This is a genomic window from Accumulibacter sp. (assembly GCF_016789985.1).
Taxonomy (GTDB): domain Bacteria; phylum Pseudomonadota; class Gammaproteobacteria; order Burkholderiales; family Rhodocyclaceae; genus Accumulibacter.
The window spans coordinates 1-15914 of sequence record NZ_JAEUOL010000077.1; the positions used below are offsets into that span (position 1 = coordinate 1).

Sequence of the window (15914 nt, forward strand, 5' to 3'; positions counted from 1 at the left end):
GTGTGTCGTGCTCGCCCCCGGCGTCAGTGGCCATCGCGCATGGAAACACGGCGGATCGCCGGATCGCAAGCGCCTGACCGACGATCGATCGGAGGCTGACTTTGATCCGCGCGCTCCACGTCGAACTCAAGGGAACCTACGGCAGCCCGCGCAGGGTGCGCGAACCGCGTGCGCGGGGCTTAGGTCAGCATGTCGGCCCAGATGTTTGTTGCCCAAGCCTGCGCAATCTTGCCTTCCATCTCGTTGCGCGCAGCGGAAACACCACCGGCGCCCTTGACCGGCTGCACGAGCCTGGTCGCCGCGTCGTATTGGTGCACCGAAGCAACGTGGATGGCGTTCTTCGCGTCAACGAAACTGTAGCAGGTGTTCACCACCACGGGAGCCGGATTTGGTTCCTGCCCGGAGAGGAGATTGAGGATCGCGGCGGCCGCCAGCTTGGCGTGCTGATTGGCCATGTGACCCGATTTCGGCATGCTCGGCGCCGGAAAAATGGCATCCCCCAGAACATGCACTCCGGGCGTGCTGCTTGATTCCATCGACAGCCAGTCAATCTCGACCCAACGTCCGTTGATCAGCTTGATGCCTGATTTGGCTGCGATGTCGCCGGCACGGTGTGGCGGGATCACGTTCAGGACGTCGGCCCGAAGCTTGTCGAATTCGAGTATGAGCGTCTTGCTGCGCGGCTCGACATCCTTGACCTCGCTATTCGGGCGGTACTCGATGGTCCCCTTGTACAGATCGTTCCAGGCCTGGGTGAACAGTCCCTTCTTGGACTGCACGTCGTCGTTGGCATCGAGAATCACCACCTTCGATCGGTTCTTTTTCTGTTTGAAGTAGCTCGCCACCAGGCAGGCGCGCTCGTAAGGGCCGGGCGGGCAACGGTACGGTGCCTTGGGGATGGAAATCGCGTAGATACCGCCGTCCTTCATGTCTTCGAGTTGCTGGCGCAGGGCAAGCGTTTGCGGGCCGGCCTTCCAGGCGTGCAGAATTGTGGATTGCGCTTCGGCGCTGCCAAGAGCAGGGATCTGGTCCCAGATGAAATCGATGCCCGGTGACAGGACCAGCCGGTCATAGCCGACCTCGCCGCCTTGGGCAAGCCTGACCGAACGTTTTGCGGGGTCCACGGCCAGCACGTCGTCGTGAATGATGCGGACGCCCCACCTGCTCTTCAGTTGGCCATAGCTGAGCGTGATGTCTTGCATCGTCCTGCTGCCGGCAATGACCAGGTTGGACATCGGGCAGGAGATGAAAACGGGGTGACGCTCGATCAGGGTGACTTCCACCCTACCGCCACTCCACATGCGCAGGTACTTGGCAACCGTGGCCCCCCCATAACCGCCGCCCACCACGACCACGTGGCCGCTCGCCTGACGAGCGCCACCCGCACAACCACAGAGAGAAGCGAGCACGCCGGCTGCCGCGCCCATTTTCAGAAAATCACGTCGCTTCAACAACATCTTTGCCCCTCCTCTACTTCTGTGCCGCGAAATAGGTGGCGACCAGATCGATCTGCTCGTCGGTGTAGCCCTTGGCGATCTGATGCATGACCGACGCAGGTTTGGCACCGCTCTTGAAATCCGCCATCTTCTGCAGTGTCCGTGTCTTTTCCATTCCCGCCAGCACTTCCAGACCGGCACCGGGCACGGCCCGGCCGTCGGTGCCGTGGCAATTCGCACAGGTTGCAGCCAGATTCCGTGCGAGGTTGGGATCGGCGGCGTGTGAGGCGCCAGCAGCCGCCAGCAGGCACAGTGCAGCAACCGTGGATGGCTGTTTCATCAATGGATCTCCTTTGTGATGTGGGTACGCCGTGACAGCGAGGCTTCCTGCGCTGGTTCAGAATCGGCACACAAACCCGGGCACCCGCCTGGTGTCACCCGCGCGACGTCGCAAGGCTGCAATACTAGCAAAAAGACAAGACCGTCGCGGCCTGCACCTGCCTGCCCATGCGGTGGTCGGTTCCAGTGTCCGCTCTTGCCGATTTGCCAGATCTGCGACACCAATCGTGGCAGTCCCAATGCAATTGCCCCTGGCAGAAGTGCAAGCGCTCCAGCGTCAGGCCGGTCGGCTTGATACAATTGTGGATTGACCGTCCCGCAGGCGCCCGCACATGAAACGCAACCGCTTCTCTTCCCGCAAACGCATTTCGGCCGACGCCACCGAGTTGAGCCGCCTGGCGATCGGCCTGGCAGAGTCCGGCAGCAAGCTCGAGGACCAGTTCTGGCAGAGTCGCCTCGCCGAACTGGTCGATCGACTGTTTCATGATGGCGCGGAGGATGACTTCACCAGCGCGCTGGATCGCCTGTTCGATGCGCACCCGATGGCACATGATGATCTCGCCGACCTCATCGAAGCGCATGCCGAGTCATGCATCGTCTCCGCAGGCGGCCAGGATTTCGACATCCTGCTGATCGCCGCGCCGGTGCTCGCCTGGTCGCGCTTTTCAATCCCGACGTCGGCGATTCCCCGAAGCACCCTGCAAACGCTCAAGGTCCATCTCGGCGCACATGTGCTGGCGGCCGATGCCCGCCTGTCGCTGGCCGACTACCTCTACAGCCCCGACCAGTTGCCGCATACCTTTGTCGACACCTGGCAGTTGATGCGCCAACTCGGCCAAGCGGCCCTGACCGGCAGTGACCTCAAGGTCGATGCGAAGAGCATGGCGGAGACCAACCGCTTCCTGTCCGACACGCGCTATCTCGTCGGTGCGCTGGCCGTGCCACGCGGCATGCCGCTGTTTCACTGGAACGAATCGGGCAAGAGCAGTCGCGAAGGGGCACTCAAGGAGTGGCTGCGACAGGGCGCACCCTGCTTCGAACCCCTGCTCACCGGCTGTGCCTACCAGGCGCTGCTCGCCGACGCCTATCATGCGGCCTGCCGCTCCGCCGACGGCGCCTCGCGCCCGTACTCGCTGAACGCTTCGGTGGCCTTTCTGCAGAGCGCCCTGGGACTGCCCCCCGACAACCTGCGGGCAACCATCGGCGCCTTCCATGACCAGCGACTCGAGGAGTACCGGATCGGTTTCGGCCCACGCGACAACGATCTGATCTATCACGGCGTCGTCTGGCCCCTGCTGGGCATCGAAGACGACAGCAGCGACATCTCCGGCGAGATCGAAAACACCCTGCGCAAAGCGGGAATCAAGGAGGTGGCCGTCCTTGATCAGCAATTCCCCTACGAATTCTGTGACGACTGCGGCGCCCCGCTCTACCCCAATGTCGACGGCGAGACAGTGCATGCCGAAATGCCGGAGCAGAACGACGTGCCGTCGCAGACCCTGCACTGAGCGGCGCCGATCACGATGACCAGCAACCGCGACCTACTTGAGCGTAGCCTGAGCGCTGTCTGGCACCCGTGCACGCAGATGAGGCAGCACGCCAGCGCCGTCGAACCCCTGCCCCTGGTGCCGATCGCCAGCGGCCAGGGCGTCTGGCTACACGATTTCGATGGCCGACGCTATCTGGACGGCATCAGTTCCTGGTGGGTCAACCTGTTTGGCCATTGCCATCCGCGGATCAACGCCGCGCTGCGCAGCCAACTCGACGAACTGGAACATGTCATCCTCGCCGGTTTCACGCATCGCCCGGTGGTTGAACTGTCCGAGCGGCTGTCGGCCCTTGCCGGCGGCGTGCTCGGCCATTGTTTCTATGCCTCCGACGGCGCATCGGCGACCGAAATCGCACTCAAGATGTCCTTCCACGCCTGGCAGAACAGGGGACGCACCGAGAAACAGGAGTTCCTCTGCCTGGCTGGCGGGTATCATGGCGAAACCGTCGGAGCCCTGGCGGTCACCGATGTCGCACTGTTCAAGGACGCCTACGCACCGCTGATTCGTCCGGCGGCCATCGTCGCAACGCCCGACGCGCGCCAGGCGGTAGACGGCGAGAGCGCTATCGAGGTTGCCGTACGCGCGGCCGCCGACCTCGAACGCCACCTCCAGCAGCACCATCGGCGCGTCGCTGCGTTGATCGTCGAGCCGCTGATTCAATGCGCCAGCGGCATGGCCATGCACGATCCCGCCTACCTTCGTCTGGCACGCCGCCTCTGCGACCAGTACGAGGTCCATCTGATCTGCGACGAGATCGCCGTCGGCTGCGGCCGGAGCGGCAGCTTCTTCGCCCACCAGCAGGCGGACATCCGGCCGGATTTCCTGTGTCTGTCGAAAGGCATTTCGGGCGGCTACCTGCCCCTGTCGATCGTCATGACCACCGACGCGGTCTATGCCGATTTCTACCACGAGGCCACCAGCCGCGGCTTTCTCCACTCGCACTCCTACACCGGCAATGCGCTGGCTTGCCGTGCCGCGCTGGCGACGCTCGACATTTTCGCCGAGGACCAGGTGATCGAGCGCAATCGTCAGCTCGCCGAATATCTCGCCGGCTGCCTGCAGCCCCTGGCCGGGCACCCGCAGGTCCGTCACCTGCGCCAGCGCGGGATGATCGCCGCCTTCGACGTGATCAGCGACGACCCGCTGTTTTCCCGCCGCTTCTACCGCCACGCCCTAGACAACGAGATCCTGCTGCGACCGATCGGCAACACGGTCTATTTCATGCCGCCCTATGTCATCAGCCAGGGAGAAATCGAGTTCCTGGTCGCACGGGCGAGCGCGGCACTGGAGGCTGCACTGCACCGATGATCTGGGAAGAACTGCAAGGCGAACTCGACGCACTGCAGGAAGCGGGTCTGAAACGCGAGCGCCGGACGCTCGAACTGCCCTGTGGTCCGACTGCGCGGGTTGCCGGACAACCGCTGATCAGCTTCTGCAGCAACGATTATCTGGGCCTGGCCAATGACCCGGCCCTGGTCGAGGCCGCCTGCGCCGGCGCGCGCGCCTGGGGCGTCGGCAGCGGCGCCTCGCATCTGGTCAGCGGTCACCTGCAACCGCACACCACCCTCGAGCAGAAGCTCGCCGAATTCACCGGCTTTGCCCGTACCCTGCTCTTCTCGACCGGCTACATGGCCAACCTGGGAATCGTCCCGGCCCTGGTCGGACGCGATGACGCAGTGTTCGCCGACCGTCTCAACCACGCTTCGCTGATCGATGCCGTGCAATTGTCGCGGGCCGACAGCCAGCGCTATCCACATGCCGACCTGGCGGCGCTCGAGCGACTGCTCGCCGCCAGTACTGCCCGGCGCAAGCTGATCCTGACGGATGCGGTGTTCAGCATGGATGGTGATCTGGCACCCCTGCCCGGCCTGCTGGCGCTCGCCGAGCGCTTCGATGCCTGGCTGGTGATCGACGACGCACATGGCTTCGGCGTACTCGGTGCACAGGGTCGCGGCAGCCTCGCCCACTTCAATCTGCCGGCGGCGCGCCGCGTGATCTACATGGGCACGCTGGGCAAGGCCGCCGGTGCCGCCGGCGCTTTCGTTGCGGCCGACGCCACGGTGATCGATTGGCTCGGGCAGCGCGCCCGCAGCTACATTTTCACGACCGCCGGCAGCCCGCTGATGGCCTGCGCGGTGGCCGCCAGCCTCGATCTGATCGCGGCCGGCGACGCGCGCCGCGCCCATTTGTGGACACTCGTCAGCCAGTTGCGCGACGGACTGGCCGACACACGCTGGCGGCTGCTCGCTTCGCCAACCGCCATCCAGCCGGTGATCGTCGGCGACAATCACGCAGCCCTGCGACTGGCCGGCGCACTCTACGAACGCGGCCTCTGGGTCCCGGCCATTCGTCCACCGACCGTAGCCAAGGGAACGGCCCGTCTGCGCGTATCGCTCAGTGCGGCGCACAGCGAAGCGCAGTTGGCTCGTCTGGTCGAAGCTCTGCGGGAGTTGGCATGAATACCCCCTCCACCGCGCAGCCCGAACTTGCGCTGATTCACGGCTGGGGCCTCGGCAGTGCCGTCTGGCGGCCACTGTTCGACGCGCTGACTCGTTCGTGGCGCGTACACCTGATCGATCTGCCCGGCTACGGCCGGTCGCCCGACGACCCGGCAGAGTTCACCGCAACCGCACAGCATCTGGTCGACACGCTTCCCGAGGCGATTACGCTGTGTGGCTGGTCGCTCGGCGGCCTACTGGCGATGCGCGCCGCGCAGCTCGCACCACAACGAGTCGACCGCCTGGTGCTGGTCGGCGCCACCCCCTGCTTCGCGCAGCGCCACGATTGGCCAAGCGCCCAGCGCGCCGGACTACTCGACGACTTCACGGCAAGCGTCAAACTTCATCCGGTGCAAACCCTGCAACGCTTCGTTGTGCTGCTTTGCCAAGGCGACAGCCGAGCGCGATCGCTCACCCGTGAGTTGCTCGCCACCCTGCGGCAGGCACCGATACCTGCGCCGGCGATACTCGAACGCGGCCTGGACTGGTTGCGTGCCATCGACCTGCGCTCAATGCTGCCCACCCTGACCCAGCCAACGCTGCTGGTACACGGCGATCGGGATGCGCTCAACCCGATCGCCGCAGCCCGTTGGCTATCGCATGCGCTGCGCCATGGTCGTCTCGAGATCTTTGCTGGAACCGGCCACGTGCCGTTTCTTGCCGACTCCGAGCGCTTCGTCGCTCTGCTGGATGAATTCCGCCATGCCTCCCCAACCTCCTAGACAGCGCGTGCGCGAGTCCTTCGAACGCGCCGCGGCATCGTACGACGACGCTGCCGTGTTGCAGCGGCAGGTCTGCGAACTGCTGCTGGCCGCTTTCGACCCGCCCTCGCCACCCGAAAGCATCCTCGATGCCGGCTGCGGCACCGGCTACGGCAGCCGCCTGCTGCGCGACCGCTGGCCAGCGGCACGGATCATTGCCGTGGACTTTGCGCCGGCGATGCTGAGCATCGCCCGTCCGGATGCCGATCTCTGCCTGGCGGCCGACATCGCGGCACTACCGTGCATGGACGCCTGCTTCAGCAGCTGGTGGTCGAACCTCACGGTGCAGTGGTGCGATGCCGGGCAGGTCTTCCGCGAAGCGCGGCGCGTCCTGCGCCCGGCCGGCCAGATCGCCCTGAGTACCCTCGGCCCGGAGACTTTCACGGAACTGCGCGCGGCCTTCGACGGAATCGATCGGCACCGCCACACGCTGCGTTTCAGCGAACCGGCAGACATCGGGGAGGGTCTGTCGCGAGCCGGTTTCCGCGACATCAGGCTGCACCGCCAGACGATCAAGCTGCATTACCCGAACCTGAAATCCTTGCTGCGTGCCGTCAAGGACATCGGCGCCAACACGGTCGGCGACGGTGGACGCAGCGGCCTGCTCGGGCGCCGCGCCTGGCAGCGCGTGCAGGAAGCCTACGAACAGCACCGTACGGACGCCGGCCTGCCAGCCCGCTACGACGTCCTCCTGGCCTACGCTGACAAATGAGCGACCAGTCCGCCTGGTTCATCACCGGCACCGACACCGAAATCGGCAAGACTTTCGTCGCCTGCGCACTGCTGCACGCCCTGCGCCGGGCGGGTCGGGTCGCCACGGCAATGAAACCGGTCGCCGCCGGTTGTGATGAACACGGCGTCAACGAAGACGTCGAGCGTCTGCTCGCCGCGTCTTCGATCCAGCCGCCACGCGCGCTGGTCAATCCCTACCTCTTCCAGGCTGCGATTGCGCCGCACATTGCCGCCGAGGAGGAAGGACGACGCATCGAACTGCCGCGCATCGCGACGGCCTTCGCCGCCCTGCAGGGCATGGCCGACACGGTTCTGGTCGAGGGCGTCGGCGGCTTCTGCGTGCCACTCGGTGTCGGGCTGGACACCACCGATCTGGCAGCCATGCTCGGTTTGCCGGTGATCCTGGTGATCGGCATGCGCCTCGGCTGCATCAATCACGCCCTGCTGACCCGTCAGGCGATCGCCGCCCGTGGCCTGCCGCTGGCCGGCTGGGTGGCCAACCGTATCGACCCGGCAATGTCGCGTTTCGATGCAAACCTGCTCGCCTTGCAGGAACGTTTGCCCGCCCCCTTGCTCGGCGTGGTCGACTACGGAACGATCCCGGAACTGGCCGCACGCGGCCTGCAACTGCCCGGCCGGTGGCACCCCTGAAAAGGGTTTGCGCAACGCGCCAGTCAGGCCAGCAACCCTGGCGTGCGATGGCCGTCGATCACCTGCAACAACTGCGCGAAGACCTTCGGCGTACCGGCCACCAGATTACCACTCTCGAGGTAACCGTCGTTTCCGGCAAGGTCACCGATCAGTCCACCGGCTTCACTGATCAGCAGCGCACCACCGGCCATATCCCACGGCGAGAGACCGAACTCCCAGAAACCATCAAAACGACCGCAGGCGACATAAGCCAGATCGAGCGAGGCGGCACCGGGCCGCCGTATGCCCGCCGTCTTGCGTGCCAGCTCCTTGAAAATCGCCAAATAGGCGTCGATGTGATCATAGACGCGATAGGGAAACCCCGTGCCGATCAGCGCATCTTCAAGCCGGAGACACTTGCTGACCCGGATGCGACGGTCGTTGAGAAAAGCGCCGCCACCCTTGCTGGCAGTGAACAGCTCGTTGCGCATCGTGTCGTAAACCACCGCCTGGGTCACCTGCCCGCGGTGCGCCAGAGCGATCGAGATGGCGTACTGGGGAAAGCCGTGGATGAAGTTGGTCGTTCCGTCGAGCGGGTCGATGATCCACTGGTACTCGCTGTCGCCGGCGCTGCCGGCGCTCTGCCCGGACTCTTCTGCTAGAATGCCGTATTCCGGATAGGCCTCGCGCAGGACATCGATGATCGCCGCTTCGGCAGCCTTGTCCACTTCGGTGACGAAGTCGCTCTGCCGTTTGGTGGTGACCTGCAGGTGTTCGAGATCGAGCGAGGCACGGTTGATGATCTGGCTGGCGCGCCGCGCCGCCTTGATGATGATGTTGAGAGCCGGGTGCATGGTGTCTGAAGAACCTGACGGGCGGCGCGAGCCGCCCGATTGGTGTTGAGGGGTCCCGATTCTAATATGAACCGACCTGCCGGGTCTCATCCTTCGAGCACCGGGCTCGACCGCATCCGGATCGTCCTGTCACAGACCAGCCATCCAGGCAATATCGGCGGCGCCGCGCGCGCGATGAAAACGATGGGCCTGTCGCGCCTGCTGCTGGTCAATCCGAAGCGCTTTCCCGACCACGAGGCAGTCGCCCGGGCGGCCGGCGCCGATGACGTTCTTGCGCGGGCCGAGGTGTGCACCAGTCTCGACGACGCTTTGGCGAATACCGTTTTCGCCTGTGCCGTGTCGGCGCGCCAGCGTAACCTCGGGCCACCGTCGCTGGCGGCACGCCTGGCAGCCGAAGAAATCCTGGCGCGTGCCGCTGTCGGCGAGGTGGCCCTGCTCTTTGGCAACGAAACCGCCGGGCTGACCAACGCCGAGGTGCAACGCTGCCAGCGCACGGTGTTCATTCCGGCGAATCCCGACTACACGTCGCTCAACCTCGCTTCGGCGGTACAGCTCCTGGCTTACGAACTGCGCCTGGCCGCTTTCGGTCATCAGCCACCGGTGCTTGCCCGGACAGTGCCCTTCACCTCGCCACCCGCCAGGCATCAGGATGTCGAGGGCTTCTACCAGCATCTGGAACGAGTGATGATAAGCAGCGGCTTCCTCGACCCGCAACACCCGCGCCGCCTGCTGCCCAAGCTGCGCCGCCTGTTCGGGCGCGCCGAGCTCGAACAGGACGAGATCAACATTCTGCGCGGTTTGCTCGACGCGGTTGAACGAGCTGGCCCCACCCCGTCGACAAACACCACAGCCACATACAATAGTGGACTGAAAAAGTAGGCTATTGTATAGTCTTACCTTCCTGTACCTGGTACTCCGCTGAAGGACCCTCCTCCCATGTTCAGCCGTCTGCGCGAAGACATTCAATCGGTATTCGACCGCGACCCCGCTGCCCGCAACTTCTGGGAGGTTCTGACCTGTTATCCAGGGGTTCATGCGGTCGCCTCACACCGTCTCGCACACTGGTTGTGGACCCATGACCTGCGCTGGCTTGGCCGCGTGGTCTCGCATCTCGGTCGCTTCATCACCGGCATCGAAATCCACCCTGGCGCCACCGTTGGGCACCGTCTGTTCATCGATCACGGGATGGGAGTGGTGATCGGCGAGACAGCAGTGATCGGCGATGACGTCACCCTCTACCACGGCGTGACCCTGGGGGGCACCTCATGGAACAAGGGCAGGCGTCATCCGACGCTGGAAAACGGCGTGGTCATCGGTGCCGGTGCCAAGGTGCTCGGCCCGATCACGGTGGGCGCCTCGGCCAAGGTCGGATCGAATGCGGTGGTAGTCAAGAACGTTCCGCCCGGATCGACGGCAGTCGGCAATCCGGCGCGCATCATCGACAGCGTCCAGGCACAAAAGCGTGAACAGATGGCGGGACAACTCGGGTTCTCGGCCTACGCCCTGGCCGGTGATCAGGATGACCCTCTGGCCAAGGCCATTCATGGCCTGCTCGATCATGCGGTCGAAGTCGACCGTCGCTTCGCCCAGCTCCTCGGCAAGCTGGAAGCGGCGGGTGTCGAGGTCGACAGCGAGTTGTTCGCAACCGACCAGTTCGATCCGCAATACTTGAGTAAAATAGTTGACTAATTGCTGAAGGGCGGCTAAAGTATATTAGTCCAATCTACTATTATCCAAGGAGGAACCATGCGACTGACTACCAAAGGACGCTTCGCCGTCACCGCGATGATCGATCTCGCCTTGCGCTGCAGCGAGGGTCCGGTGTCTCTGGCCGGGATCAGTGAACGGCAGAAGATCTCTCTGTCCTATCTCGAGCAGTTGTTCGGCAAGCTGCGCCGCTACGGCTTGGTGGAAAGTGTGCGCGGTCCGGGTGGTGGTTACTGCCTGGCGCGTCCGACCATCCAGATGACGGTGACCGACATCATTCGTGCCGTCGACGAGCCACTGGATGCGACCCAGTGCGGCGGTCGCGAAAACTGCAAGGACGATGAACGCTGCATGACCCACGAGTTGTGGTCAACCCTGAATGACAAGATGTACGAATTCCTCAGCTCGGTGACACTGGCCGAACTCGTCGAGCAACAACTGACAAAAACCGGCGGCCAGATCGCCATTCTGCAAGACGCGCGGCGCAGCCGTCAGCGGCCGCGCGCCAAAGCTGTTGCCATCAGTAGCTGAGCTCCGTCTCCCGTGTTCGCACCCATCTACTTCGACCATAACGCCACCACGCCGGCCGATCCGGCGGTGATTGACGCGATGCTGCCTTACCTGTCGACCCAGTTCGGCAACGCGTCGAGCCGGCACGAGTATGGGCGGGCGGCGCGCCGGGCAATCGACGAAGCGCGCAACCGGGTCGCGACAGCGCTCGGCGCCCATGCCACGGAAGTCGTGTTCACCAGTGGTGGCTCGGAAGCGAACAACCTCCTGATCAAGGGGGCGACCGCGTGCCTCAAACCCGGCCTGCTGGCGGTCAGCGCGATCGAACACCCCTGCGTGATCAAACCGGCCGAACAACTGGCCAGACGTGGCTGGACACTCGCCAGAGTGGCTGTGGACGCCGCGGGACGGATCGACGTGGACGACTATGCGGCGGCAATGGCGCACAAGCCCAGGCTCGTCTCACTGATGCTGGCCAACAACGAAACCGGGGTCATCCAGGACATCGAGGCACTCGCCGGACGAGCCCGCGCGGCGGGGGCATGGTTTCATACCGATGCCGTACAGGCGGTCGGCAAGCTGCCGGTGGACTTCCGCCGTCTCAATGCGGCGGGCGTACATGCACTGACCCTGTCCGGGCACAAGATAGGCGGTCCCAAGGGCGCCGCGGCACTGATCGTCGACAAGCGGGTCGAGCTGGAACCACTGATTGCCGGCGGCGGACACGAGCGCGGCCTGCGCTCGGGCACCGAGAATGTCGCCGCAATCGTCGGTCTCGGCGTCGCCTGCCAACTGGCGGCCGAGCGTCAGGCTGCACTGGCCGTCGATCTGGGCCAACTGCGCGGGAAGCTGGAACGTGGCCTGCTCGGCCTCGGAGCAACGCTTTTCGGACAGGCTGCCGATCGCCTGTCGAACACGGTCTACTTCGCCTTCGCCGGCATCGATGGTGAGACCCTGGTCGGGCAGCTGGATCGGGCGGGCTATGCGGTGGCCAGCGGTGCCGCCTGTTCCAGTGCCAACCCCGAGCCTTCGCATGTTCTGCGCGCCATGGGTGTGGCACCCGACCTGGCACGCAGCGCAGTGCGTGTCAGCCTCGGCCGCGGCAACACCGGAGGCCAGATCGAGGGGTTTCTCGGCACTCTGCAGCTAACCGTCGGCAGACTGCAACAATTGACCGCGATGGCTGTCTGAACGGCCGGGCGAGGTGCATGAACGTCTGGACAAACCTGAACAACCCGGAGCAAGAGCAATGCTGAAGCTGCCCATCTATCTCGACTATTCGGCCACGACACCGGTTGACCCACGCGTGGCGGAGAAGATGATTCCCTACCTGGTCGAGAAATTCGGCAACCCCGCGTCGCGCTCGCACTCCTTCGGCTGGGAAGCTGAAGCAGCCATCGAGGAAGCGCGCGAAGAAGTCGCCCGATTGGTCAATGCCGATCCCAAGGAGATCGTCTGGACCTCCGGTGCCACCGAGTCGAACAATCTCGCGCTGAAGGGAGCGGCCCAGTTCTATGCGGGCAAGGGCAGGCATCTGATCACCATGAAGACCGAGCACAAGGCCGTACTCGACACCTGCCGGGAACTCGAACGTCAGGGCTTCACCGTCACCTACCTTGACGTCATGGAAAACGGCCTGCTCGACATCGACGTCTTCAAGGCGGCACTCCGCCCGGACACCATTCTGGTCTCGGCGATGTTCGTCAACAACGAGATCGGGGTCATCCAGCCGATTGCCGAGATCGGAGAAATCTGTCGCAGCAAGGGGGTACTTCTGCACGTCGATGCGGCACAGGCGACCGGTAAGGTGGTGATCGACCTCGAGGCGCTGAAGGTCGACCTGATGAGTTTCTCGGCACACAAGACCTACGGCCCGAAAGGAATCGGCGCCTTGTACGTCAGGCGCAAACCGCGCGTCCGCCTGACCGCACAGATGCATGGCGGCGGACACGAGCGTGGTTTCCGCTCGGGTACGCTACCGACACACCAGATCGTCGGCATGGGTGAGGCATTCCGTCTGGCCCGTCTCGAAATGGGCGCCGAAAACGAGCGCATCCGCATGTTGCGCGACCGCCTCCTCAAAGGGGTATCGGACATCGACGAGGTCTATGTGAACGGCGATCTCGAGCGGCGAGTGCCGCACAACCTCAACGCCAGCTTCGCCTACGTCGAGGGAGAGTCACTGCTCATGGCGATCAAGGATTTGGCGGTATCGTCGGGCTCGGCCTGCACCTCGGCCTCGCTCGAGCCGTCCTACGTCCTGCGCGCCCTTGGCCGCGAAGACGAACTGGCGCACAGCTCGATCCGTTTCACTCTCGGCCGCTTCACCACCGCCGAGGAGATCGATTATGCGATCAGGCTGCTGCACGACAAGATTGGCCGCCTGCGCGAACTTTCGCCGCTGTGGGAAATGGTGCAGGAAGGCGTTGACTTGAGCACGGTCCAGTGGGCCGCGCATTGATCGGTTATTGAAGGAATTGAAGGAGCAACATCATGACATACAGTGTCAAGGTTCTGGATCACTACGAGAACCCGCGCAACGTCGGTTCGTTCGGCAAGGAAGAGGAAGGCGTGGCGACCGGCATGGTCGGCGCTCCTGCCTGCGGCGACGTGATGAAACTGCAGATCAAGGTCGGCAAGGGTGGCGTCATAGAAGACGCCAAGTTCAAGACCTACGGCTGTGGCTCGGCGATCGCTTCGTCCTCACTGGTCACCGAGTGGGTGAAAGGCAGGACAATCGATCAGGCGCTGGACATCAAAAACACGCAGATCGCTGAAGAGCTGGCGCTGCCGCCGGTCAAGATTCATTGCTCGATCCTCGCGGAGGATGCGATCAAGGCAGCCGTGGCCGACTACAAGAAGAAACACAGCGACCATGCTGCGGGCTGAAACAGATATCAGAGGAGGTTTTTTGCATGGCAGTGACGCTTTCTGAACGGGCAGCCAAACACGTGGCCAACTACATGATCAAGCGCGGCAAAGGTATCGGGCTGCGCCTTGGTGTGCGCACCAGCGGTTGCTCGGGGATGGCCTACAAACTCGAGTTCGCCGATGTCGCCCGACCGGACGACATCGAGTTCGAATCGCATGGCGTCAAAGTGCTGATCGATCCGAAGAGCCTGCCCTACCTCGACGGTACCGAACTGGACTACGCCCGTGAAGGTCTCAACGAAGGCTTCAGGTTCAACAACCCGAACGTAAAGGATGCTTGCGGCTGCGGGGAAAGCTTCAACGTATGAGCCTGACCGGCGCCAGACAAGCGGCCATCTGGCTGCACCGATGCGCCGCTGCCTGACCCCGATGCGCCGGCCCTGCCCAAGCAAATGGACTTCAACGCAGATCATTTCTCCCTCTTCGACCTGCCGCCCAGCTTCCGGCTCGACCCCGTTGTACTCGACAGGCGTTACCTCGAGTTGCAGTCCAAGGTTCATCCGGACCGCTTCGCCAGCGCAGGAGAGAGCGCACGCCGGCTTTCGCTGCAATGGGCGACACGGGTCAACGAAGCCTACCAGACGCTGAAAAAGCCGCTGTCGCGCGCAGCCTACCTGCTCCACCTGGCCGGCCACGAGATCGGTAGCCACGACAACACCGCCATGCCGGTCGACTTCCTCGTCGAACAGATGGAATGGCGCGAAGCGGTGGCCGAAGCGCGCGCAGCCGGCGAACACCACGAACTGGAACACCTGCATCATCGCCTGCAACGCGAGCTGCAAAACCGCCACGACGAAGTCGCGGTCCTGCTGGACGATCGGAACGATCTGCCGCAGGCCGCCGACCATGTGCGACGACTGATGTTTCTTGACAAGCTGCTGACCGAAATCGATGACGCCATCGCTGCCTGCGAGGAGTAGGCGACACGCTGTTTCACCGCCAGGCATCCCTGCAACCAGCCTCAGAACCCCATTTTCTTCATGGCACTACTACAGATAGCGGAACCCGGCGAGTCGACCGCGCCCCACCAGCACCGTCTGGCGGTCGGCATCGATCTCGGCACCACCAATTCGCTGGTGGCAACCGTACGCAGCGGGCTGGCTGTCGTCCTGAGCGACGAACTCGGGCGTCCGCTGCTGCCCTCGGTGGTGCGTTACCTGGCCGACGGGTCCAACGAGACCGGTTACGAGGCGCAAGCCAGACAGGCGATCGACCCGCGCAACACGAGCGTTTCGGTCAAGCGCTTCATGGGCCGCGGCCTGCAGGACATCGCCAATCGCGAAGCGATGCCCTACCTCTTTGATGACCACCCGGGCATGCTGCGCCTGCATACAGCAGCCGGACTGAAAAGCCCGGTCGAAATCTCGGCCGAGATCCTGCGTGTTTTGCGTCGGCGCGCCGAAGCATCGCTCGGCGGGCTCCTGGTTGGCAGCGTGATCACCGTTCCGGCCTATTTTGACGACGCCCAGCGCCAGGCTACCAAGGACGCTGCCCGACTGGCCGGACTGCCGGTGCTTCGCCTGCTCAACGAGCCGACCGCGGCGGCCATCGCCTACGGACTCGATAACGCTGCGGAGGGCGTCTATGCCGTCTATGACCTCGGCGGTGGCACCTTCGACATCTCGATTCTGCGGCTGTCACGCGGCGTCTTCGAAGTCCTGGCGACCGGCGGTGACTCGGCGCTGGGCGGAGATGATTTCGATCACCGCATCTTCTGCTGGATACTCGAGACGGCCCAGCTCAAACCCCTGTCGGTCGAGGATGCCCGCATGCTCCTCACCCGTGCCCGTGAAGCCAAGGAGTACCTCACCTTTCACGGGGTGGCACCGATCACCGCGCGTCTGAACAGCGGCGAACTGGTCGACCTGACGCTGACCACCGAGATCTTCGCCGAGATCACCCAGACCCTGGTCGCCAAGACCATGCAGCCGGTCAAGAAGGCGCTGCGCGATGCCGGGCTGTCGGT

The 15914-nt window shown here is 64.0% G+C and carries 18 protein-coding genes and 1 pseudogene; 16 read left to right on the forward strand and 3 right to left on the reverse strand.

Features of this window, described 5'->3' with window-relative positions:
• Window positions 1-179: pseudogene (locus JNK99_RS04535) on the forward strand (IS3 family transposase); the annotation flags it as partial.
• Here JNK99_RS04535 and JNK99_RS04540 read toward each other — a convergent pair.
• Together JNK99_RS04540 and JNK99_RS04545 are read right to left on the reverse strand one after the other, a co-directional pair.
• Entirely contained in the window at window positions 180-1457 is a 1278-nt protein-coding gene (locus tag JNK99_RS04540; RefSeq protein WP_291849245.1) for an FCSD flavin-binding domain-containing protein, read from the reverse strand. It abuts the pseudogene before it with no gap.
• A gap of 13 nt (window positions 1458-1470) precedes the next feature.
• The gene (locus JNK99_RS04545; RefSeq protein WP_291849247.1) at window positions 1471-1776 is read right to left on the reverse strand and encodes a c-type cytochrome; all 306 of its coding nucleotides are present in this window, start codon (window positions 1774-1776) and stop codon (window positions 1471-1473) included.
• Window positions 1777-2107: 331 nt separating this feature from the next.
• On the opposite strand from JNK99_RS04545, the gene JNK99_RS04550 reads away from it, so the two are divergent.
• Genes JNK99_RS04550 through bioD form a run of 6 tightly spaced genes read left to right on the forward strand, consistent with a single transcriptional unit; the run spans window position 2108 to window position 7967 of the window.
• Window positions 2108-3283, forward strand: a complete 1176-nt coding sequence (locus tag JNK99_RS04550; RefSeq protein WP_291849250.1) for a DUF2863 family protein — start codon at window positions 2108-2110, stop codon at window positions 3281-3283.
• Between the two features lie 15 nt (window positions 3284-3298).
• Window positions 3299-4633, forward strand: a complete 1335-nt coding sequence (locus JNK99_RS04555; protein ID WP_291849253.1) for an adenosylmethionine--8-amino-7-oxononanoate transaminase — start codon at window positions 3299-3301, stop codon at window positions 4631-4633.
• A complete protein-coding gene (bioF, locus tag JNK99_RS04560) occupies window positions 4630-5784 on the forward strand; it encodes an 8-amino-7-oxononanoate synthase (RefSeq protein ID WP_291849257.1) in 1155 nt (384 codons plus the stop codon). The genes JNK99_RS04555 and bioF overlap by 4 nt, the downstream gene beginning before the upstream one ends.
• Window positions 5781-6545 carry an alpha/beta fold hydrolase gene (locus tag JNK99_RS04565; protein WP_291849260.1) on the forward strand — a complete coding sequence of 255 codons (765 nt, stop codon included), beginning with the start codon at window positions 5781-5783 and terminating at the stop codon, window positions 6543-6545. Before bioF ends, JNK99_RS04565 begins: the two co-directional genes overlap by 4 nt.
• Window positions 6526-7296, forward strand: a complete 771-nt coding sequence (gene bioC / locus JNK99_RS04570; protein WP_291849263.1) for a malonyl-ACP O-methyltransferase BioC — start codon at window positions 6526-6528, stop codon at window positions 7294-7296. The genes JNK99_RS04565 and bioC overlap by 20 nt, the downstream gene beginning before the upstream one ends.
• Complete coding sequence (bioD, locus tag JNK99_RS04575; RefSeq protein WP_291849266.1) at window positions 7293-7967, forward strand: dethiobiotin synthase; 675 nt, start codon at window positions 7293-7295, stop codon at window positions 7965-7967. The genes bioC and bioD overlap by 4 nt, the downstream gene beginning before the upstream one ends.
• 23 nt (window positions 7968-7990) lie before the next feature.
• Here bioD and JNK99_RS04580 read toward each other — a convergent pair whose 3' ends face one another.
• Window positions 7991-8800 carry an inositol monophosphatase family protein gene (locus tag JNK99_RS04580; protein WP_291849269.1) on the reverse strand — a complete coding sequence of 270 codons (810 nt, stop codon included), beginning with the start codon at window positions 8798-8800 and terminating at the stop codon, window positions 7991-7993.
• A gap of 66 nt (window positions 8801-8866) precedes the next feature.
• Here JNK99_RS04580 and JNK99_RS04585 point away from each other — a divergent pair, with 66 nt between their 5' ends.
• From JNK99_RS04585 to JNK99_RS04625, 9 genes are all read left to right on the forward strand, one after another.
• Window positions 8867-9679: an RNA methyltransferase gene (locus tag JNK99_RS04585; RefSeq protein WP_291849272.1), complete on the forward strand. Its 813-nt coding sequence runs from the start codon at window positions 8867-8869 to the stop codon at window positions 9677-9679.
• 57 nt (window positions 9680-9736) lie between these two features.
• Entirely contained in the window at window positions 9737-10489 is a 753-nt protein-coding gene (gene cysE / locus JNK99_RS04590) for a serine O-acetyltransferase (RefSeq protein WP_291849274.1), read from the forward strand.
• Between the two features lie 57 nt (window positions 10490-10546).
• The gene (gene iscR, locus JNK99_RS04595; RefSeq protein ID WP_291849277.1) at window positions 10547-11038 is read left to right on the forward strand and encodes a Fe-S cluster assembly transcriptional regulator IscR; all 492 of its coding nucleotides are present in this window, start codon (window positions 10547-10549) and stop codon (window positions 11036-11038) included.
• A gap of 12 nt (window positions 11039-11050) precedes the next feature.
• Window positions 11051-12208, forward strand: coding sequence for a cysteine desulfurase family protein (locus JNK99_RS04600; RefSeq protein WP_291849279.1), 1158 nt, complete (start codon window positions 11051-11053; stop codon window positions 12206-12208).
• A 58-nt stretch (window positions 12209-12266) separates the two neighbouring features.
• A complete protein-coding gene (locus JNK99_RS04605; protein ID WP_291849282.1) occupies window positions 12267-13478 on the forward strand; it encodes an IscS subfamily cysteine desulfurase in 1212 nt (403 codons plus the stop codon).
• A gap of 32 nt (window positions 13479-13510) precedes the next feature.
• Window positions 13511-13906, forward strand: a complete 396-nt coding sequence (gene iscU, locus JNK99_RS04610) for a Fe-S cluster assembly scaffold IscU (RefSeq protein ID WP_291849284.1) — start codon at window positions 13511-13513, stop codon at window positions 13904-13906.
• A 26-nt stretch (window positions 13907-13932) separates the two neighbouring features.
• Window positions 13933-14256 (forward strand): iron-sulfur cluster assembly protein IscA, encoded by a 324-nt coding sequence (iscA, locus tag JNK99_RS04615; protein WP_291849287.1) that lies wholly within the window; start codon window positions 13933-13935, stop codon window positions 14254-14256.
• 84 nt (window positions 14257-14340) lie between these two features.
• Window positions 14341-14868: a Fe-S protein assembly co-chaperone HscB gene (gene hscB, locus JNK99_RS04620; RefSeq protein WP_291849290.1), complete on the forward strand. Its 528-nt coding sequence runs from the start codon at window positions 14341-14343 to the stop codon at window positions 14866-14868.
• Between the two features lie 60 nt (window positions 14869-14928).
• Window positions 14929-15914, forward strand: a 986-nt coding sequence (locus tag JNK99_RS04625) for an Hsp70 family protein (RefSeq protein ID WP_291849293.1), incomplete at its 3' end; no start/stop codon positions are given.

Bases quoted from the DNA above. Each gene is read 5' to 3' on its own strand.
- bioF (WP_291849257.1), top strand. From the start codon at position 4,630: ATGATCTGGGAAGAACTGCAAGGCGAACTCGACGCACTGCAGGAAGCG.
- JNK99_RS04550 (WP_291849250.1), top strand. From the start codon at position 2,108: ATGAAACGCAACCGCTTCTCTTCCCGCAAACGCATTTCGGCCGACGCC.
- iscU (WP_291849284.1), top strand. From the start codon at position 13,511: ATGACATACAGTGTCAAGGTTCTGGATCACTACGAGAACCCGCGCAAC.
- JNK99_RS04555 (WP_291849253.1), top strand. From the start codon at position 3,299: ATGACCAGCAACCGCGACCTACTTGAGCGTAGCCTGAGCGCTGTCTGG.
- JNK99_RS04605 (WP_291849282.1), top strand. From the start codon at position 12,267: ATGCTGAAGCTGCCCATCTATCTCGACTATTCGGCCACGACACCGGTT.
- bioD (WP_291849266.1), top strand. From the start codon at position 7,293: ATGAGCGACCAGTCCGCCTGGTTCATCACCGGCACCGACACCGAAATC.
- JNK99_RS04585 (WP_291849272.1), top strand. From the start codon at position 8,867: ATGAACCGACCTGCCGGGTCTCATCCTTCGAGCACCGGGCTCGACCGC.
- JNK99_RS04545 (WP_291849247.1), bottom strand. From the start codon at position 1,776: ATGAAACAGCCATCCACGGTTGCTGCACTGTGCCTGCTGGCGGCTGCT.
- iscR (WP_291849277.1), top strand. From the start codon at position 10,547: ATGCGACTGACTACCAAAGGACGCTTCGCCGTCACCGCGATGATCGAT.
- hscB (WP_291849290.1), top strand. From the start codon at position 14,341: ATGGACTTCAACGCAGATCATTTCTCCCTCTTCGACCTGCCGCCCAGC.
- JNK99_RS04580 (WP_291849269.1), bottom strand. From the start codon at position 8,800: ATGCACCCGGCTCTCAACATCATCATCAAGGCGGCGCGGCGCGCCAGC.
- JNK99_RS04540 (WP_291849245.1), bottom strand. From the start codon at position 1,457: ATGTTGTTGAAGCGACGTGATTTTCTGAAAATGGGCGCGGCAGCCGGC.
- iscA (WP_291849287.1), top strand. From the start codon at position 13,933: ATGGCAGTGACGCTTTCTGAACGGGCAGCCAAACACGTGGCCAACTAC.
- cysE (WP_291849274.1), top strand. From the start codon at position 9,737: ATGTTCAGCCGTCTGCGCGAAGACATTCAATCGGTATTCGACCGCGAC.
- bioC (WP_291849263.1), top strand. From the start codon at position 6,526: ATGCCTCCCCAACCTCCTAGACAGCGCGTGCGCGAGTCCTTCGAACGC.
- JNK99_RS04565 (WP_291849260.1), top strand. From the start codon at position 5,781: ATGAATACCCCCTCCACCGCGCAGCCCGAACTTGCGCTGATTCACGGC.